Below are 18,073 nucleotides of genomic sequence, written 5' to 3'. Positions count from 1 at the left end.
GAGCATCTCTAGCGGCGACCGGCTCGCTGTTCCGGATGAATCGGGCTGGCGACTCATCGCCCAGAAGAGGATTCATGCCCTGGAACCACGTACCGATGGTCACGGGGTCGAGTCCCTGCTCGAGCGTAATGAGCGCCTCAACGGCTGTTCGAAGTCGCTCCTCGCTGTCCGGCCCCGGAGATTCGTTTCCCTCCGCCCAAGCGCGCAAGACTTTAGTGGCACTAACGTTCGCGATGTACGCGACGAGCTTGGCGCCCAAGACCGCCCGAAGTCTTATAACGACAGCGGCAATCGGCAGTGCCGCTGCAGTCTCGTGAGCGCGAAGCCACGGGCGCTCTCCACCGCTCTCTAATCTCACATCAACCCTCTTCCCCGCGTTCTGAACTGAGGACACTCGCAACGACGGCGGGTTCGCCGCCAGAGACGAGCCACTGCACCGGAGAGGTCGAACCACCCGGACCTTGCAAAAGCGGGTGGGCGGTGGTCATGAATGCGTGCACGACTTCGGGTGGCCAGTAGCGTGGAACTGCTGGTCCAATGGATCGTAGGCCTGGCAGCACGAGGCGTTCGCCCACGAACTGCCAGCAGGGGAAGCGCCTTCTCCGTCCCACTCGAAAGAAGTACAGACTGCCGGCGACAGCACGTCGACGTACTTGACGGGTGCCGATGCCGAGGTTGCGGGCAGCTTCGTCGTCGCTCAACGATGCGATGACTGCTTGTACCCGCGCTCTCAAAGCTGGAGACATCGACATGCCGGTGTTGCGACCAATGGTGCCGTCCTTCGCCTGGTCAGCGGAATCGGAGGTGGCGCTGGTGTTTGTTGATGTGCTGATAGCCGCGTCGGCGCCCTGCTCCTGCAGGAATTCGGCCATCGCACGAAGCAGAGCGCTCACCAACTTGGGATCTCGAGAACGAGTGCGCGCAGCACGGATGAGCTGCGTGAGCGCGTCAGCAACGGCTGCTGTGTCGTCCTCTCTGATGGTGTGTCCGGGGGACACCGAGTCCCGTGCATTCGGGAGCGACTTATCGATGGTCATGACGCCTGGGTCTCGTGCAGGAGCGTCGCTACCCTGACGGGATCCCCGCCTAGATCCAGCCAGCGTGCCGGCGTCTGCGGCTTACCGTCCATCGACAGGGCAGCGTGGGGCGAGAGCATGAACGCATTGATCTTGGGCAGCGGCCAGTCCCGCGGAATGGCAATCGACACAACATCGATGCCGGGCACAACGGGGCGATTCGACTGGTGGGAAAACTGCCAGGCTGGGAATCGCAACCCATCGTCCTGGTCGATTGCATGGAGGTAATGAGCTTTGAGCAGCCGTGCCAGGTAGGCAGGAGTGACGCGTAGTCGAGCGATTACCTCGTCGCTCGTCAGGGTCGCATCGAATCCTTCTTGGAAGGTAATTTTGGTGTCGCCACCGCGCCGGGCATCCTTTGGGCGCTCGATTGACGGCGTGGTCGCCGCACGCAGAGACGATTGTTCAACTGCATACCCCTCACCGACGCCTCCTCGATTCAATTTCTTGGCGGCCTGCAACCTACGGGAGCGCTCACGAAAATGTGGTCCTACTCGAAGGCTGCGGGTGACGTGTCTGTCGAACCCGATGAAGCCTCGTCGACGCCAATCCAGCATCACCTGCCCTCGGAACCCACCGGTGGCGCGGCGACGCTCACTTTGGTCCCATTCCCTCGGCAGGGGGCCGGGAAGGCCGCGCGTGTCCTCTAGAAGGTGCTCGAACACTTCGCGAAATGTCGGGCCGCAGGAGTTGCGGCGGCGATACTGCGCGATGAAGATCGCGGCAGCGAGGGCCCACTCGTCCGCCGTCTCATCGTTGGTGAACAACTCGAAGGTGTACTTCCATGTCGCGGGCGGCAAGTGAGGCTCACCGCGCCACCACGCCGGAAACGCCTCGTTCGCCACTCTCACCATCACAATCGCGGTCGCACGCGTCGAGTCCGCCACGCGGTGCGACCGGCGTCCGAGAGGCGGGCAGCACACGTGCAAAGTGGAAGAGTTCCGGCGGAAAGGCGATTGTTTCGTATGGCCAACGGAATTATGCCATACCGAATAGGCCATGCGGGTACCGCGGACTCGCAACGCTTGAGGTGTGGCACGAGGACGCAAGGAACCTAGCGCGGATTGGAGCGAATATGCTCAGCGGTTCGCGACGTCCCTTCGTGCAACTCGCGAGCGCCTGAATCTGAGCCAAGAGGATGTCGCGTACCGCGCCGGGCTCACTAGATTCACCTATCAGAAGTACGAGAAGGGGGAGTCGAGGCCTGGGGCTCCCGTGAATCCGTCTCTCCGTTCTTTACTCGGGATTGCCCAGGCACTCGAGGTCGACCTCACTGATTTGCTTCCTCAACCTGCTCCAGATTTGCGCCGTCGCTAGCGGAAGCGCTTTGCCAGGGGGTGTCGGAGGGACGCAGAAGGATCTCGTCGATTACGGGGTGTCGGGGCCCACCTGTCCATAGGTGGTCTCCAAGACCTGGCCACCGGCCTCGTAAAGTATGAGCCGCGCTGGTCTGACCCGACCGCCGGCTTCTGTGTGTCCTATCGCTCGACTGACAGTCTCGCTGGTTAGGTTGGTGCGGTGAACAACATCGACCTGGACAGGTTCGAGTCCGAGATGTGGAGCGCGGTCGACGAGCTCGAGCAAGCCCGTCGCGCGGTCGATGAAGCCACCCGCAGGCTCGCCGAGCAACGTGAGCGGACCAACACCGTCATGCAACGCTACGGCGGGGCTCTCGCCATCGAAGATCGCCAAGTCCCGCAGCAGGTTGTCCGCTCCCTCTACTGGGAGCACCGCGACATCCACGCCCAAGCGATCGCCGACGCCTTCGCCTTGAAAGGCGGTGGCGGCCGCGTCCACGAGTACGCAGGTTCAGAGCCGTTCGAGACCCCGTGCGCCGGCGGCTGCGGGCGGCCTGTGAGGCTCGTTGCGCGCACGTCGAGCGTACCGACCTGCCCGGAGTGCGCGGCGCGGATCGAAGCCGAGCGCCAGGCCCACTTCCGCGAGGTCGCTCTGCATCACCAAAAAGAGCGCCAGGAACGAGAGGAGTGGGCTCGTCGGCAGATGCTCGAAGGTCGCACTCCCGAGGAGCTCTACGTGGAGATGACCGAGCGCTGGGTGACCGGTGGCCCGCTGCCGTGGCTGAAGGACCTGGCCGCGGAGCTGGAGACCGAGGAGCGCGGCGCGAACCTGTTCTAGGCGCGCTGGGCCGCCCGGTACCGCTTACGTGCGTCGACGAGATTCGCGCCGAACTCAGCGATGGGATTGGTCCGCTTCTGCACCAGCATCCGCGCCTTCTTGGTGGCGAACCACAGCCCCTCACGCTCCCAGTAGGGCCTGTTCGAGTTGAAGATCGCGTGGATCAGCTCGTGGCATCCCGGACACACCGGAACGAGGTCCATCAGCCGCTCGGCGCCGAGGTTCTTGTACGTCCGGTGGTGCAGATGCATGCCGGGCTTCCTCGGCGTTCCGCAGACGTAGCACTCCTGCGGCATCCCTGAGGCGAAGTAGCGCTGTCGGACTGCGCGCCACTCCGGAGACTGGATGTAGGCGCTGTAGCCGGCCCGTGACACCGTCCGCTTTCCGGGCACTCCCATGCCTCGACCCTATCGGCGACGCTCGGGGAGAGGTTCGAAGTCGTCCGCCCAGAACGCGTCGAAGTGCACCAACCCGTTCTCGGCCGGCCCGGGGAACGTCGGCCGCCGCGGCGGCATCGGCGCGCAGCGGCCGCGCCCGACGTCGTCGCACTGATGATGTACGGCTGTCAGAGATCGGTCCAGGTCGACGCCGGGGGAGACGGGCAGGTAGTAGACCGCGGCTCGGTGTTTGGTCGTGGTGAGGTGGAAGTCGCCCTGAACTCGGCCGCAGCGTGGGCAGACCTGCCCGATGTACTCGCCACCCTCCGGTGTCTTCACTGTCTTGTGCGTCGTAGGAGGTGCGAAGCTCGCCGCGAGCTCTCGCAGGAGCTCCGCGCTCAGCGACGGCTCCAGCGCCTTCTTCCGCAACGGCAGCGGACTCATGAACATCGCGGCTTGCCCGGGCTTTCCGCACCGGGTGTCGACGATGACTCCGTGGAGCCACCAGTGCGTGATCCACTGATTGCAGGCGTAGCAGCGGTTCATCTTGGCGAGCACGAGCGTGCCGGTCGGTCGCACCTCCAGGCGCTTGCGGAAGCGGCCGGTGAAGAGCGCGAGCACGCCCTCCTGCAGTGACCATGTCGCCTCGGCCTCGAACACGCGACCGGGCAGGTCGATCGTGAGCGACTCCGGGGAGCCGGAGATCCGGTAGACGTCTTCGACCTCGGCTCGGTCATGGTTGCGCGGGCCGACGAACCAGATGGTGCGCATCCCCGCGCCGGCGTAGCGCTGGCTGCGGCGAATGAAGTCCTCGGCCGCTTGCGGTGACCACTGCGCCTCCAGAGCGATCCGGGCCCCGCCGCGCTCGATGATGACGTCGGCGATCCACTCTCGATCCGGTCCAACGAACTCGATGGTGGCATCCCACCCCGCTTCCCGCGCAGCGGCGGCGAGGGCGGCCTTGCTTGCCAGGTGCTCGGCACTCTCCGGACCGGAGGCGGCGTGCAGGTCGCAGCTGGCTGCCTTGTGCACGAAGTGCCTCATGCCTCGCTTGCTGGTGCGCAGGTACCCCGCCTGCCCGCATACGAGCTCGAGAGGGTGCTGCTGCACCTCGGCTCGGAGTTTCGCCCAGTCGTCATCGTTGAGCGACGGCGCTTCGATGCGCCGACCGTTCATGATTGCGACGAGAGGCATGCATCCTGCCTACATGAGATCCCGCCCCCTCCGCGATCACCCGAAGTGGTGGCCGGTGAGTGCGCCGCAGCCCGCCGGCAGCCTTGAAGAGGGGGAGGGGCGCCGTTTTCTGGAATAGTGTTCCCAGGAAACGCTAAGCTTACGGTGTGGTACTTCACAGCTTCAGTCGCGCGGCACTCGTTCAGCGAGACTCCGACGCGCTGCGGCCGATAGTACTGAGTGGAACGGCACGTGAGCCACGTGATGCCGGCGGATCGAACAACGAAGCCGGGCCTGCTCTAACAGGTCCCGGCTTCAAGTTCGGACCGCGGGATGCCCGCCGTCCTGGTCGCTTGGACGAGCACCAGCATACGACGGAGCTCCCGGTGTGGATACACCGACACCGAAAGGAGACCGCACCGTGAGCGACTTGCGCACCCCGCGGCCGCGCTTCCGGCTGAGGACTGACGTGCCTGTTCTGGCCGTCACCGTCCTCGGTCTGATCGTGTCCATCATCAACGCCCACTGAGATCGCGCGCGGGTCGAGTGCTTCGTGCTCTCGGCCCGCGCCGCCTGGGCTGAGTCTCAATGTTTGTATCTATGTGTACACCCGTCTCACCAACTGGCAGGAGCGGGTGTTCTACAGGAGGGAGTTGGCGCTCGACAAGGTCAGGCTTGAGTGGATCGTCGTAGCAGGATCTCGTTGATGGCGAGAGGTCGTGGCCGCCAGAGGGCGAAGACAATGACCTCGGCAGTGTCGTCCGCCGTGACGGTTGCCTGGCCGTATGCCTCGTTGACCGCTGCGTGTGTCGGAAGCTCGGTCGCGACGTCACCACGCTCGATCAACGTCACCCTGACATCGGGGAGGAGTTCCTTGCGCAGCGACTCGTACCAGCCGTTCAGTCCCCACTTTGTGGCCGCGCGGACGCCGTCGCCGGCGCGGGCTGCCGAGAAACCGTGGATTGTGCCCATTCCCTGGACAACTAAGATCCACCGGTTGGACGACTGAGGTCTGATCGCCGCGCATCGCCTGGCATCAGCGATGACTGGACCAATAGGCGCCTGCCACCTTGTTGGCGAGCCGAAGCAGCTTCCGGCGGCCCATGGTGACCAAAATCATCAGAACAAGAGGGCCGAACCACCAGATTGTGCGGACGTCCGTCCACACGGCGTTGCCGATCAGCACGAAGGCTTCCCACCGGCCCGCGTGCATCGCGTGTAGTAGCGCACTCCAATCGATCATGCCTGCAGACAAGCACCAACCGCTGACATTCCGAGCCTCCGCCAGGACCGTTACGAGCACCTGGCTCGCGTAGGCCTCTAGCCAGCCGGATCCGGGGTCGGTGGCCCGTTCCGGTATCCCTCCTGATAGCCGACGGCTCGCGGTCGCATCTAAGCGAATCAAGCGTTGGTGTCAGTCGGGCATCCGGCCGCTGACGTAGCTGCGGTAGCGGACTCCTCTGTATTGTTCGTGCTGCCCGAGTGCGGTGTAGCTATAGCCAAGTGCGTCGGCGACCATTGGCGCGGGCATCGCGGCCACGAGCTCGTCGAGGCTGGTGTTCTTTGCTGCGAGCACATCGATGCCGAGGGCATTCAGTTCTGTCTTCAGTTGCGAGCGCGTGATGTGGGAGCCTGCCCGCAGCCCTGGGAACACGTAAGGGTTGTTGGCGGCCGAGTTCGTCCGCGTCCGTGCTCTGGATGCGAGATGGCCGCGGATGATGTCATCGAACAGTGGTGGAACAGGTACTGGATCATCGGTGAAGCGGATGGTCAGGCCGGTTACGCGGTCGTCGCGAACGGCGTCGACACGCATTGACGCGATGCGCGTTAGTGGTTGGCCGAAGACGAGGAGGAGTAGCGCGGCTGTTCGGGTAGCGAGTGGGATGGAATCTTCGGTGAGGTAGTAGCCGATCCATCCCAGCCGTTCTTCGTCGGTGATACGTCTGGTGCGGGCGCGACTGTGTCTAGTCGGCACCTCAAGCGCGGGGGAGAGGCGGCTTTCAGTTGTGAATTGAAGGAAGCCACGAACGGTGAACCGGCTGGTTGTGCCGGTGGTGAGCCAGATGTCGACGTCGGATTGGGAACACGTTCAAGGGGGGTTCCTCGCTCCTGGAGCCATGCCACGAAGTTGACTGCCGCAGTGATCTGCTGCTTCGCATTGTGGGCCGCGCGATGTGTGTCTGTCCCGCTTTCGTGGAGTCGGCGGATTCGACGGAGGTGGTGCCAGACGGCGTAGCGTTCGATCGCTTGCCGGTATTCACGAGGGCTCCGCTCAACCTTTGTCGTGACCCATGATTGGAATCGTTGGAAGTCTTCGTCGCGCGGGCTCAGCAAGCCCGTCTCGACCAATAGCGCGCGAAGGTGGTTCACGGCGCCGCTTGTTGGTAGGGCGTCGAGTGCGTCGTGGGTGACAGGGATCTTGTCGGTGGCGAGGCTGCGGAGGAGGAGCCTCACTTTGGGGGAGCGCATCCAGGTGAGGACGCTCGTCGGGCGGTCGGCGCCAAGGAGGTGAGACCTTAGGGGGGCAAGCATCGTCGCACGGTCGGCCGGCCCAGCTAAGAGTTCGTCCAAATCGTCGGAGAGTGCGCAGCGCTCACAGAGCCCTTTACGGAAGGGAGCGCGCTCTTGGCCGCAGCGTACGCAGTGGAAGTCGCGCTGGATGTGTGCGCACGCTACGCAGATGGGTTCGCCCTCCGCGGTTACGCCGGGGAGGAGGCGGTCGGCCTGGCAAGTGCTGCATGACCCGTGGGTGTGCACGGCCTTGTCGTAACATCTGCCGCAGACGAGGCCCTCGGGAAACCGATACTTCGTCGTCGTGGAAGGGGCCTGCTCTTTGCATCTGGCGCAGGTCGTGTCGCCGGCTGAACGCGGCCGACCTCTCGGCCGGCGCTGGCTACTCGGCGTCATCGCGGATGATCCGGGCACGGCGAGGACGGGCATGGCTAGCGGTGGTGTTCATGTCTACGACCTGGTTGACGACTTTCCTGGCCGCGGCATCGTGTGCTGTGACGGTAACAAGCTCGGCTGCGGTGCAGTGGAATATGTCGCAGAGCGCCGCAAGCAGGGGGAGTGAGAGCCGTTCGGGCCGTTGGGTGACCAAGCGCCAGATCTGCGCGGATGAGAGCGTTATGCCTCGGTTAGCCAGATGGGGTGCTAGGTCTGTGGAGTTGTGCATCCCATTCCGTGCCATCAGCTCGGCAAGATTCCAGGTGTAGTCGGCCGTGCGTTGCATCTCAGTCCTTCAATCCGTGTTTGAGGGCGTCGGCGATAGTGCTGTCCAGTGTTCGCCTCAGCGTGCGGACGCGGAAGTCGCTGGAGACGCCGGTGTAGAGCGCAGTGGTGGAGGCGTATTCGTGTCCGACCTGTTGCTGCACGAACAGGGATTCGAACCCTGCCTCGATCAAGTGGGTGATGTAGGAGTGGCGGAGCGAGTGGAATGTGATTTCGCGTCCCAGGCCGAGCTCGTCACGGTAGAGCCGAAAACGTGTGTTCAGCGCCGACTCGGAAACGAGGGTTCCGCGCTCGGTGGCGAAAAGGCTAGTCCCTCCGCCCAGGAGCGGTTTGCCACGCTCCAGCCACTCCTCGAGGATGTCCGATCCCCAGGGGAAGACGGCTAGAACATTGCGCTGCTTGTAGTCCGAGCCCTTCATTGCCTTCCCGAAGCGAACGTTAAGGTGGCCGAACTTGCCGAACTCGGCAGCGTACGGGTTGCGACTGAAGTCGAACGTCTCGAGGTGTCGGACCTCGTTGCGACGTAGCCCAAAACAGTAGGTGAGCTTGAACAGCGTGCTGTCCCGAAACGCAGCCGCCCACCCTTTTCGGTTGAGCCTAGCTATGCGATCGACTTCGTCGTCTGCGCGGTCGAAGAACATCTGCAGTTCGGCATGACGGAAGGGCCGGCGACGACCGCCGTGTTCGGCCTCCTGAATGTGCCGGGCGGTGTTCCACTGGTGAAGAACACGAACAGGGTGGGTGCCGAACAGCTCGGAGCACAGGTCCGTCCATCCGTACGCGGGAGAGCAGATGTAGTCGGTAAACAGGCCGAGTGCGTCCTGATAACTCCTGATCGTCGTGCGTTTGTTGTGGTGGATCTCGCGGCGGTCGGCGAAGAACTCGTCGACCAGCTCGACGGTCCATAACCACGGGTATTCATTGGTTGCGGCCATGAATCGGCGCACCACGCCCTCGCGCGCCTCGATAGTCCCGACCGATAAATTGCGCGCTAGTTGCTGCCGCCGAAAGCCAGTGAGCATCTCCTCAAAAGTTTGCTCCTCCGGATGCAGGAGAGCGACGCCTCTGCGCCGCTCGACTCGGCCGCTGTTGTCGATAGGCATCGCAGTGACCCCTTTCATCCGATGCGACTATCATTCATTAAATGCAACTTCCTTGCAAGCGGGAGGTTTTCGCAGGCAGATTGATAAGCAGTCCAAAACTGATGGACCCCCAAGAAGTCTCTTCGGCGTGCTCGAGCCGGCAACGAGATTGGCCGGTCAGCTAGGCTTTCCGTTGTTGTGAGTTGGTTGATCGAGGGAAGAGTGGCCGCGATTTCATCCACTGCAATAATGCACGGTCTATCTGACATAATGTGCATTATCAGCGTAACGATATCCCACGGCGACACGGCACATCCCGACTCCTGACAGCACGCATGCGGCGCGCTAGTGTCAGCAACGAACCGCCTGTGAAGCGGCCGCCGCTCTCGAAGGGATGACGTCATGAGCGCTACAGATCCGACCGACCCGATGCTGCACGAGTTCTCGCTGGATGCCCGGAACATGACCCGTGGGGCCATCAACGCCATCCGCACGGCGCTGGGCGTCAGCGGCGCCGTCGCGCTGATCCTCGGCATCGTCCTGCTGTTCTGGCCCGAGAAGACGCTGTCGGTGCTGGCGATCTTCCTCGGGATCTACTTCCTGGTCGCCGGGATCATGCGCCTCGGGATCGGCATCTTCAGCCGCGGGATGCGCGGCGGCTCTCGAGCGCTCAACATCATTCTCGGAGTCCTGCTCATTTTCGCCGGCATCGTCGCACTGAAGAACGTCTCGGCCGCAGCGGTCACGCTGGTGATCTTCGCCATCGCCTTCATCGGCGTCGGCTGGATCATCGACGGCGTCATGGCGCTGGCCGAAGCCGGACGCGCCGCATCGTCCGGCTGGGCCATCGCGTTCGGCATTCTCAGCATCATCGCCGGCATCGTCGTGCTGGTGCTGCCGGCGTCGTCCGCGGTGTTCCTGCTGTTCTTCGCGGCGTTCTCGCTGATCGTCCTGGGCGTGATCGGGATCGTCCGAGCGTTCACCTTCGGACGCGAGGTGCTGAAGGCGACCGACTCCCCTGCCGCTACGCCGCGCGTCGCCTGATCGTATACGATCTAGCGCGGCAGATTCGTGCCGAATGTGCGGGAAGGCAGGCCCAAAACGCACATTCGGCGCGAATGTGGCGCCAGCGGGGTCCCTAGGCGCGAGCACGCTACAAATGACGGCGTTGCACTGGTATATATACTGCTGTCCCGTTATTCCTATCCCCGTTATCGTCGAGAACGACTCGTCCACTCGATCTCAGGGGAGCAATGCACTCTCGCACCCGTCGGCACAGCTCGGATTCTCGTTCTCGGCGTAAACGCCGAATCACCCTCGCCCTCGCGACGGCGGCGGCCGTCGTCGGGTCGTTCCTCGTCTCAACGGGCACCACGGCGGCCCCCGCCGACGCCTGGGAAGGCAAGGCACACGACTGCTCCCCGTACCCGTCCACCGCGACGATCGCCGTGGAGATGGACGACGTGCCGGCCGCGTACGGACCGTCTCTGCGCGCCTCGATCGCTGCCTGGAACGCGTGGGCGGGAGTGACGGGCATCGGCTTCCGCGCCGTCAATCGTCCGGTGCCGGCGGGAACGATTCCCGTCAACGTCATCGCCGTTCAGGATGAGCCTGAGACACCGGATGTGCTCGCCGCTATGTCGACAGTGTGCTCATCGGACCGGGGCCTGACCAACGGAACCCTCACGATCGTGAGAGGAAAGCTCGCCGGCTCCACCGAGCGGCTCCGTCAGAACGTGTTCACGCATGAATTCGGCCATCTTCTCGGTCTTGCGCACAACTCCTACCAGTTCGCCTGCTCGACGGTCATGACGGCGGATATCTCGGAGTTCTGGCAATGCTCGAATCAGTTCGGACCGTATCCGGATGACATCGCCGGCGTGCTCGCCCGATGGAAGCCGAACGCCACACCGGGGTTTCCGGCACAATCCCGCATCGGACGCTTCGGTTACGACTCCAACACAAGCCTCGTCTCGTCCACCGCCTACGGCTCGGGGTGGGCAAGACCCGTGGACTTCGGGACCACCGACACGCAGGGCTATTCCGACTGGACCTTCGTACCGGATCGAGACAACTGGGGCTGGGTCGTGAACAGCGGATCCGGCCTGTGTCTGAAGCGGCGGGGCACTAAGGTCCACATGGCCTACTGCACCGGCGACGAGACAAAGTGGGCGATCGGCTCTATGGACTTCCCCGGCTGGGAGGGCAGGCAGCTCATCAACAAGGTGAGCGGGACCTGCCTCGGCGGCATCTCACAACTCTCGCTGGACTGGCCCTGGGCCGCACGCATGATGACCTGCGGCACCTGGGGGCACGACACGACGAGCCTCACCATCGCGCCGTCCACGGCGACCAGGACGAAGCGTTCCCTACCGGACGCGACCGCGCCGGGCGATCGCATCGTGGGGTGGGGGTCGCAGCGGTGCGTGACGGTGACCGGCGGATCGAGGGCCATCGGAGCGGGACTGTCCCTGCGCGGTTGCGACGCCTCCGCTGAGCAGAAGTGGGATCTGCGTCCGGTGAGCGGCGGCTACGCACTCGGCGTGTACCGATCCACCACCGATCAGACCGTCGATGACAAGCAACTCGAATCGCATGAACTCTGCGCCCAGGGCTCCGGAGGCACGGTATCAATCGCGACCTGCTCGGCTTCTGCGGCGCAGACCTGGACGCTGCCGGCCAACGGCACCATTCGCAACACGGCCACGGGCACGTGCCTGAACGTCGCGGGAGGGGCGACTGGCGACGGTTCACCCCTCATCCTGTACTCGTGCGGGACGTCCTCCAACGAGGCCTGGGCCGTACCGGACCAGCTCCGGAAGGGTGTGATGTCGCTCCTGTCGGTCGCCGACACGAAGGGCGCTGGAATCGGAACAACCGCTGCACCAGCGGGCGATAGCGACCCCCGCGTGCGAAGCGCCATCACCAGGGACTTTTCAGCCACGAAGGCGAGATGGGCGTTCGCGGACGTCCCGGGCACCGGTGGCGGCCTGCTGCGGAACCTCGACACCGGGACCTGCCTTCGGTGGAAGGCCAAGACGCAGCAGGCGGTTCTGGACGAAGCTTGCAACGGAGCCGACTCCAGTTACCGCTGGGGGCCGACCGTGACGCCGACGGGCGCCTGGACGATACAGAGTCAGTACACCGGCGAGTGTCTGGATGCGGCGAACGTCTCCGCTGGAGAAGGCACGGCCGTGATCACGTACCCCTGCAACGGCGGCACCAATCAGCAGTGGCGCGCGGTACCCAACCCGCCGGCGCCCGAGCCCGACGTGACGGTGACCCGGGTCCCGGCCAACGCGGCGATGTTCGGGATCGCGTCCCAGTCATCGACCTTCGACACTGCGGTTGCCGCGAAGGCGATCGATGGAAATCCGGACGGCGTCTACGGCAACGGCTCGGTAACGCACACGCAGTCGCAGCAGGGCGCCTGGTGGCAGGTCGACCTCGGGACGGCAGTCCCGGTGGATACGGTCACTCTGCATAACCGCACCGACTGCTGCGGCGACCGGTTGGCCGACTTCTGGATCATGGCCTCCCCCACTCCCTTTCCGACCACGGGGACTCCGTCCGAGATCGCAGCTTCGCCCGGTGTCGTCTCTACCCGCGTCACCGCCACCAACGGGCAGAATGTCGCGTGGGCGCCGGGCGGCACGCACCGGTACGTCCGCGTCCAACTGAACGGCACCAACCCCCTCTCACTGAGTGAGGTGAGTGTCACCACGCGTCGATGACACGCTGATGGCCCCGACCGAAATCTCGGTCGGGGCCATCAGCGTGATGCTCCGCGGTGGTTGCTCCGGCTCGGGAGGTGCTGCGCCCACCAGTCGAGGATGATGTCGAAGCGTTCCTGGCGGTGGCGCGGCCGCCCGCTGCGGCTCAACTCATGGTCTTCGCCCGGGAAGATGACGAGTTCCGTCTCCACTCCCCTGCGCTTGAGCGCCGCGTAGTAGCGCTCGGCCTGCCCGAGCGGGCAGCGCAGGTCATGGGACGAGTGCAGCACGAGCGTCGGCGTGCGCACCTGGTCCACGACGGCCTGCGGGCTCTGCGACCGCATCAGCTCCGGGTCCGTCCCGGTGTACTCGTCGCCGAAGAAGCTGCCGATGTCGCTGGTTCCGACGAACGCGTCCGGGTCGAGGAATCCGCGCTCCACGATCGACGCGGCGAAGCGGTGATCGTGCGCGATCGTCCAGGCCGTGAGGTAGCCGCCGTACGAGCCGCCCATGATCCCGACGCGTTCGGCGTCGAGGCCCGGGACCTCGGCGATGGCGCCGTCGAGGAAGTCGAGCACGTCCGTGAGGTCGACCGTGCCCATCCGCTGACGGATGACCCGGCCGTGCTCCTGGCCGTACCCCGCCGAACCGCGCGGGTTCGACATGACGACCGCGTAGCCCGCGGCGGCATACACCTGAGCCTCGTCGAAGAGCGCGTGCGTGTACGAGGCGAACGGCCCGCCGTGGATGTTGAGCAGCACGGGATGCGGCCCTTCGCCCTCGGGGACCAGCACCCAGCCGTGCACGGGATAGCCGTCGCGGCCGGTGACCGTGAGCTCGCGCGGCTCGATGATGCCCGTCGAGCGCAGCGGAGCCGAGAAGTCGGTCAGGCGGCGCAGACCGGCACTCTCGACGACGGCGACGTCTCCGGTCGTCCGCGCGTCGGCGAAGGAGACGACGATCGTCTCGCCCGCCGCAGCCGCACCGCTCACGACCGTGTGGTCGTCGGTGAGGCGACGGCTCTCCTCCGCCGCGTTCACCTCGGTCAGGACGAGCGCCCCGCGGCTGCGGTCGACGAGGAGCACCGAGTCGTCGGCTCGCGGCGCGATGTCGGACTCGGTGAAGTCGACCGACTCCGGGTCGGTGAGCCGGCGCGGCGCCGAGCCCGCGGCGTCGATCACGTAGAGCGCAGCGTTCTTGGCGACGAAGTCGCGCCCGGTCTGGCCGACGTCCTGCGCGGTGAAGAACAGGGGGCCACCGCCGGCGTAGTGCACGGCGATCACGCTGTACGACCCGTGCGAGCCGGTCAGATCGCGCGCCTCTCCCCCGTCGACCGGAACGAGGAACACGTTCGACCGGAGGTCGAGGTCGCGGCTGGCGTGCCGTTCGGAGATGAAGGCGATGCTCCGGCCGTCCGGCGAGAACGAGATCGCGCCGTCGTCCCACGGACCGTCGGTCAGCTGGCGCGGCTCGGTGACCGACGGCGCCGGGTCGGTCGACCCGTCCGGTTTCGGCGCGGGGTCCGGGATGGGCGCAGCCCACACGTCCGGCACCGGCACGGTGAAGACGTGGGCCCGCCGGTCGGTGATGTAGCCGAGCCCGTTCGCCTGATATTTCAGAGTGTCGATTCGGCGGGCGGGCTCCCCGTTCGGGTCGATGCCCTCGACCGTGCCGTAGCGGCCCTGTTCGGGCACACGGCTGACGAAGGCGAGCGTCCGCGCGTCGGGCGACCAGGCGAATTCCGAGACGCCGAGGGTGCGGTCGGTGACAGCGACGGGCTCGGCGCCGGCGGCGTCGACGACGAACAGCTGCGGCGCCTTCTTCGGCTCGGCACGGAGGAAGGCCAGCAGGCGTCCGTCGGGCGAGAATCGCGGCGCCGTGTCGCGGAACCCGCGCGTCAGCAGGCGCGGAGCGGCGTGACCGGTGAGCGGGATGCTCCACAGCTGCCCCACCGTGGCGTCCGCCTCCAGGGATGGCCGGGTCACCGACACGACGGCCTTCGCACCGCCGGGGTGGACCGTCGGCGTCGAGACGCCGGTCAGCAGACCGAGGTCGGCGGGCTTCACTCGACGACCGGCGTGAAGCTGGACACGTCGCCGACGAGGCGCGTGTGGTCGGCGGGAATGGGGTCGACGACGGCCGCGGCGACCTCGGCCGCGAACTCGCTGACGTTGTAGAGGCGGCCGGCCGCCTCCTTGCGCGCGTCGATGGCGCCCGGGTTGAGACGGTTGAGCAGGGTCGCCGTGATGGTGCCCTCGATCATGTCGCCGGAGACGACGACGAACTCGACGCCCTTCTCGGTGAGCGACGGGAGCAGCGCGCGCAGCGCATCCTCTCCCGCCCGCTTGCTCAGCGCCACGGCCTCGTACTCGGGCATGGTCGGCGTCGTCCGGATGAAGTGCGCCTGGTGGCTCGTGACGAACACGACGCGCGCACCCTCGCCGAGCAGCGGGAGGGCCGCGGTGAGCGTGTTCACCTGCGCGTCGCGGTTGAGCTGCATGGCGTAGTCCTCGGCCATGCCGGACTCCATGCCGCCGGAGGCGTTGAGCACCAGGATGTCGAGGCCGCCCCACGCGTCGGCGACTGTCCGGAACATGGCCTCGACGGAGTCCGGGTCGGTCAGGTCGGCGCCGACTGCGATGGCCGTCCCGCCCTGCTCCACGATCGAGTCGACGAGCTTCTGAGCCCGCGCCTCCTTGTTGCGGTAGTTGATGACGACACTCGCGCCCGCGTCGGCGAGGTACTGCGCGGTGTCGGCGCCGATCCCGCGCGACGAGCCGGTGACGAGGGCACGCTTGCCCGTCAGCGAACCAGGTGAAAGGGGGTTTGCCACGAAAACTCCTCGGCGTCGATGTCTGCATCCTGAGACTACCAAGAGGGGTGGAATCGGCGTGGGCCGCACCTGATACGGTCGGAGAAAGCAGTGAAAGGGGGACGTCATGGACATCACGTCCTTCGCCTGGATCGTCTGGCTCGTCCTCATCCTGATCTTCGTGATCATCGAGATGCTGACGCTCGACTTCGTCTTCCTGATGATCGCCATCGGCAGCCTCGGCGGCCTCGTCTCCGGCCTGTTCGGAGCGCCCTGGTGGCTCCAGCTGATCATCGCGGCGATCCTCTCCGTCGTCCTCATCTTCTTCATCCGGCCGCCGCTGCTCCGCGCGCTGAAGCGCGGAGGCGACCCCGCGAAGAGCAACATCGACCGGCTGATCGGGATGGGCGGCGTCGTCGTCTCGACCGTCACGCCCACGACGGGCCTGGTGAAGTTGCAGGTCGGCGAGACCTGGACCTCGCGCCTCGCCGACAGCGGTTTCACCGGCGGCGGTCGCGGGGAGCTCGTGCCCGGGGAGCACGTGATCGTGGTCTCGATCGAGGGTGCGACCGCCGTCGTCGCGCCCGCACCGATTTCCGCAGGCAGCGACGGCCTCACCGAGAGGATCACTCCGTGAACGATCCGAGCCAGCTGGTCCTGACCATCGTGGTCAGCGTCATCGTCCTGATCATCGCGATCTTCGTGCTGGTCACGCTGTTCCGCGCGATCCGCATCATCCCGCAGGCGAGGGCGGGCGTCGTCGAGAGGCTCGGCCGGTACCACAAGACACTCATGCCGGGGCTCAACGTCGTCGTCCCGTTCATCGACAAGGTGCGACCGTTGATCGACATGCGCGAGCAGGTGGTCTCCTTCCCGCCGCAGCCGGTCATCACCGAAGACAACCTGGTCGTCTCGATCGACACGGTCGTCTACTTCCAGGTGAACGATGCGCGCGCCGCGACCTACGAGATCGCCAACTACCTGGGCGCGGTGGAGCAGCTCACCACAACGACGCTCCGTAACGTCGTCGGCGGCCTCAACCTCGAAGAGGCGCTGACCAGCCGCGACAACATCAACGGACAGCTGCGCGTGGTGCTCGACGAGGCCACCGGCAAGTGGGGCATCCGTGTGGCGCGCGTGGAGCTCAAGGCGATCGAGCCGCCCCTCTCCATTCAGGACTCGATGGAGAAGCAGATGCGCGCGGAACGTGACCGGCGCGCTGTCATCCTGACGGCCGAGGGCACGAAGCAGTCCGAGATCCTCAACGCCGAGGGATTGCGGCAGGCCGCGATCCTCAAGGCGGAGGGCGACGCGAAGGCGGCGGTCCTCCGCGCCGAGGGCGAGGCGCAGGCGATCACGACGGTGTTCGGTGCGATCCACCAGGGCAACCCGGACAACCTCCTGCTCGCCTACCAGTACCTCCAGACGCTGCCGAAGCTCGCCGAGGGTCCCGCGAACAAGCTCTGGATCATCCCGAGCGAGTTGACCGAGGCGCTGAAGGGCATCGGTCAGGCCTTCGGGCCGGCGACCGGCGCGCCGCGGCCACCGGCGACGGGAGCCGCGGCCGGGTCGGTGCCGCCGGTCGCTCCGGCAGCCGAGACCGGGCCGGCGGCGCCGACCGCGCCGTGACGTTCCTCGACGGAGCCGCGACGCGCATCGTCGCGCATCGCGGCCTCGCCCTCGACGCGCCGGAGAACACGCTCCTGGCGTTCCTCCGCGCCCTCTCGGCGGGCGCGACGCACCTCGAGACCGACATCCACGCCTCGGCGGACGGCGTCGCCGTGATCGCCCACGACCCGGACCTCGCCCGGGTCGCCGGGCGCAACGTGAAGGTCGGGCAGCTGACGATGACCGAACTGCGCCGCATCGAGCTGGGTCACGGCCAGGGCTTCTGCTCTCTCGCCGAGGCCCTCGACACGTTCCCGCAGGCGCGCTTCAACATCGACGTGAAGGATGCGCGCGCAGCTGCACCGGCGGTAGCGGCCATCCGCGATGCCCGGGCGACCGGGCGCGTGCTCATCACCAGCTTCTCGAGCGAGCGGAGACGCGCCGTCGCCGACGCGCTCCCCGGTGTCGCCTCCTCCCCCGCCGTGTCTGAGTTCTTCCCCGCCCTGATCGGCGCCCGGTTCGGGATCGTGCCTCTGGTCCGCCGGGCTCTGCGCGGTTTCGTCGCCGTCCAAGTCCCCGAGCGGCGTGGTCCGCTGCGGATCGTCACGCGGCGAGCCGTGGAGCGCATCCACGCGGCCGGTGCCGAAGTGCACGTGTGGACGGTCAACGATCCCGTCGACATGGTCCGGCTGCTCGACCTCGGGGTCGACGGCATCGTCACGGACCGCTGCGACATCCTGAAGTCCGTGGTGGCGTCAAGAACCTGACGACCGGCGACCTCGCGCTGCCGACTCTGAGAGGGCACTGGGAGAAACGCTCTCCTGGAAAGAGAATCCCCAGCTTGACCGTTTATAACTGTGAGGAT

The 18,073-nt window shown here is 65.9% G+C and carries 18 protein-coding genes; 7 read left to right on the top strand and 11 right to left on the bottom strand.

The window, feature by feature from the left end; translation table 11 throughout:
* Window positions 1-359 precede the first annotated feature (359 nt).
* Together ABIC47_RS17360 and ABIC47_RS17355 are read right to left on the bottom strand one after the other, a co-directional pair.
* Window positions 360-1,037, bottom strand: coding sequence for a hypothetical protein (locus tag ABIC47_RS17360; protein WP_354482369.1), 678 nt, complete (start codon window positions 1,035-1,037; stop codon window positions 360-362).
* Window positions 1,034-1,921: a hypothetical protein gene (locus ABIC47_RS17355; protein WP_354482366.1), complete on the bottom strand. Its 888-nt coding sequence runs from the start codon at window positions 1,919-1,921 to the stop codon at window positions 1,034-1,036. The genes ABIC47_RS17360 and ABIC47_RS17355 overlap by 4 nt, the downstream gene beginning before the upstream one ends.
* 187 nt (window positions 1,922-2,108) lie before the next feature.
* On the opposite strand from ABIC47_RS17355, the gene ABIC47_RS17350 reads away from it, so the two are divergent.
* Together ABIC47_RS17350 and ABIC47_RS17345 are read left to right on the top strand one after the other, a co-directional pair.
* On the top strand, window positions 2,109-2,393 hold the full coding sequence (locus tag ABIC47_RS17350) for a helix-turn-helix transcriptional regulator (RefSeq protein WP_354482363.1): 285 nt from the start codon (window positions 2,109-2,111) through the stop codon (window positions 2,391-2,393).
* Between the two features lie 201 nt (window positions 2,394-2,594).
* A complete protein-coding gene (locus ABIC47_RS17345; RefSeq protein WP_354482360.1) occupies window positions 2,595-3,212 on the top strand; it encodes a hypothetical protein in 618 nt (205 codons plus the stop codon).
* Here ABIC47_RS17345 and ABIC47_RS17340 read toward each other — a convergent pair.
* From ABIC47_RS17340 to ABIC47_RS17310, 7 genes are all read right to left on the bottom strand, one after another.
* Window positions 3,209-3,610 carry an HNH endonuclease signature motif containing protein gene (locus ABIC47_RS17340; RefSeq protein WP_354482357.1) on the bottom strand — a complete coding sequence of 134 codons (402 nt, stop codon included), beginning with the start codon at window positions 3,608-3,610 and terminating at the stop codon, window positions 3,209-3,211. The genes ABIC47_RS17345 and ABIC47_RS17340 overlap by 4 nt on opposite strands.
* Window positions 3,611-3,619: 9 nt before the next feature.
* Window positions 3,620-4,783: a competence protein CoiA gene (locus ABIC47_RS17335; protein WP_354482355.1), complete on the bottom strand. Its 1,164-nt coding sequence runs from the start codon at window positions 4,781-4,783 to the stop codon at window positions 3,620-3,622.
* Window positions 4,784-5,431: 648 nt separating this feature from the next.
* Window positions 5,432-5,734 carry a Rossmann-fold NAD(P)-binding domain-containing protein gene (locus ABIC47_RS17330; RefSeq protein WP_354482352.1) on the bottom strand — a complete coding sequence of 101 codons (303 nt, stop codon included), beginning with the start codon at window positions 5,732-5,734 and terminating at the stop codon, window positions 5,432-5,434.
* A 64-nt stretch (window positions 5,735-5,798) separates the two neighbouring features.
* On the bottom strand, window positions 5,799-6,005 hold the full coding sequence (locus tag ABIC47_RS17325; RefSeq protein WP_354482349.1) for a hypothetical protein: 207 nt from the start codon (window positions 6,003-6,005) through the stop codon (window positions 5,799-5,801).
* Between the two features lie 171 nt (window positions 6,006-6,176).
* The gene (locus ABIC47_RS17320; protein WP_354482346.1) at window positions 6,177-6,575 is read right to left on the bottom strand and encodes a hypothetical protein; all 399 of its coding nucleotides are present in this window, start codon (window positions 6,573-6,575) and stop codon (window positions 6,177-6,179) included.
* Between the two features lie 1,080 nt (window positions 6,576-7,655).
* Window positions 7,656-7,937 (bottom strand): helix-turn-helix domain-containing protein, encoded by a 282-nt coding sequence (locus ABIC47_RS17315; protein ID WP_354482659.1) that lies wholly within the window; start codon window positions 7,935-7,937, stop codon window positions 7,656-7,658.
* Window positions 7,938-7,995: 58 nt separating this feature from the next.
* Window positions 7,996-9,096, bottom strand: coding sequence for a tyrosine-type recombinase/integrase (locus ABIC47_RS17310; RefSeq protein ID WP_354482343.1), 1,101 nt, complete (start codon window positions 9,094-9,096; stop codon window positions 7,996-7,998).
* Between the two features lie 381 nt (window positions 9,097-9,477).
* Here ABIC47_RS17310 and ABIC47_RS17305 point away from each other — a divergent pair, with 381 nt between their 5' ends.
* Both ABIC47_RS17305 and ABIC47_RS17300 read left to right on the top strand, forming a co-directional pair.
* On the top strand, window positions 9,478-10,119 hold the full coding sequence (locus tag ABIC47_RS17305; RefSeq protein WP_020074706.1) for an HdeD family acid-resistance protein: 642 nt from the start codon (window positions 9,478-9,480) through the stop codon (window positions 10,117-10,119).
* Between the two features lie 410 nt (window positions 10,120-10,529).
* Window positions 10,530-12,809: a ricin-type beta-trefoil lectin domain protein gene (locus ABIC47_RS17300; protein ID WP_354482656.1), complete on the top strand. Its 2,280-nt coding sequence runs from the start codon at window positions 10,530-10,532 to the stop codon at window positions 12,807-12,809.
* A gap of 38 nt (window positions 12,810-12,847) precedes the next feature.
* Here ABIC47_RS17300 and ABIC47_RS17295 read toward each other — a convergent pair whose 3' ends face one another.
* Window positions 12,848-14,854 carry a S9 family peptidase gene (locus ABIC47_RS17295; protein ID WP_354482340.1) on the bottom strand — a complete coding sequence of 669 codons (2,007 nt, stop codon included), beginning with the start codon at window positions 14,852-14,854 and terminating at the stop codon, window positions 12,848-12,850.
* Window positions 14,851-15,621, bottom strand: a complete 771-nt coding sequence (locus ABIC47_RS17290; protein ID WP_354482338.1) for an SDR family oxidoreductase — start codon at window positions 15,619-15,621, stop codon at window positions 14,851-14,853. The genes ABIC47_RS17295 and ABIC47_RS17290 overlap by 4 nt, the downstream gene beginning before the upstream one ends.
* Before the next feature lie 106 nt (window positions 15,622-15,727).
* Between ABIC47_RS17290 and ABIC47_RS17285 the strand changes: the two genes are divergently transcribed.
* Genes ABIC47_RS17285 through ABIC47_RS17275 form a run of 3 tightly spaced genes read left to right on the top strand, consistent with a single transcriptional unit; the run spans window position 15,728 to window position 17,975 of the window.
* Window positions 15,728-16,237 carry an NfeD family protein gene (locus ABIC47_RS17285; protein ID WP_354482335.1) on the top strand — a complete coding sequence of 170 codons (510 nt, stop codon included), beginning with the start codon at window positions 15,728-15,730 and terminating at the stop codon, window positions 16,235-16,237.
* Window positions 16,234-17,229 carry an SPFH domain-containing protein gene (locus ABIC47_RS17280; protein WP_354482332.1) on the top strand — a complete coding sequence of 332 codons (996 nt, stop codon included), beginning with the start codon at window positions 16,234-16,236 and terminating at the stop codon, window positions 17,227-17,229. The genes ABIC47_RS17285 and ABIC47_RS17280 overlap by 4 nt, the downstream gene beginning before the upstream one ends.
* A complete protein-coding gene (locus ABIC47_RS17275) occupies window positions 17,226-17,975 on the top strand; it encodes a glycerophosphodiester phosphodiesterase family protein (protein ID WP_354482329.1) in 750 nt (249 codons plus the stop codon). Before ABIC47_RS17280 ends, ABIC47_RS17275 begins: the two co-directional genes overlap by 4 nt.
* Window positions 17,976-18,073: the final 98 nt, after the last annotated feature.

Source organism: Leifsonia sp. 563 (assembly GCF_040545055.1).
Classification (GTDB): Bacteria; Actinomycetota; Actinomycetes; order Actinomycetales; family Microbacteriaceae; genus Leifsonia.
The sequence above is the reverse complement of the archived record's forward strand: the minus strand, read 5'-3'. Positions and strand labels throughout refer to the sequence as shown.

Excerpts from the sequence above, each read along its gene's own strand:
- ABIC47_RS17360 (WP_354482369.1), bottom strand. The coding sequence starts at position 1,037 with ATGACCATCGATAAGTCGCTCCCGAATGCACGGGACTCGGTGTCCCCC.
- ABIC47_RS17340 (WP_354482357.1), bottom strand. The coding sequence starts at position 3,610 with ATGGGAGTGCCCGGAAAGCGGACGGTGTCACGGGCCGGCTACAGCGCC.
- ABIC47_RS17335 (WP_354482355.1), bottom strand. The coding sequence starts at position 4,783 with ATGCCTCTCGTCGCAATCATGAACGGTCGGCGCATCGAAGCGCCGTCG.
- ABIC47_RS17330 (WP_354482352.1), bottom strand. The coding sequence starts at position 5,734 with ATGGGCACAATCCACGGTTTCTCGGCAGCCCGCGCCGGCGACGGCGTC.
- ABIC47_RS17325 (WP_354482349.1), bottom strand. The coding sequence starts at position 6,005 with ATGATCGATTGGAGTGCGCTACTACACGCGATGCACGCGGGCCGGTGG.
- ABIC47_RS17320 (WP_354482346.1), bottom strand. The coding sequence starts at position 6,575 with ATGCGTGTCGACGCCGTTCGCGACGACCGCGTAACCGGCCTGACCATC.
- ABIC47_RS17315 (WP_354482659.1), bottom strand. The coding sequence starts at position 7,937 with ATGCACAACTCCACAGACCTAGCACCCCATCTGGCTAACCGAGGCATA.
- ABIC47_RS17310 (WP_354482343.1), bottom strand. The coding sequence starts at position 9,096 with ATGCCTATCGACAACAGCGGCCGAGTCGAGCGGCGCAGAGGCGTCGCT.
- ABIC47_RS17305 (WP_020074706.1), top strand. The coding sequence starts at position 9,478 with ATGAGCGCTACAGATCCGACCGACCCGATGCTGCACGAGTTCTCGCTG.
- ABIC47_RS17300 (WP_354482656.1), top strand. The coding sequence starts at position 10,530 with ATGGACGACGTGCCGGCCGCGTACGGACCGTCTCTGCGCGCCTCGATC.
- ABIC47_RS17285 (WP_354482335.1), top strand. The coding sequence starts at position 15,728 with ATGGACATCACGTCCTTCGCCTGGATCGTCTGGCTCGTCCTCATCCTG.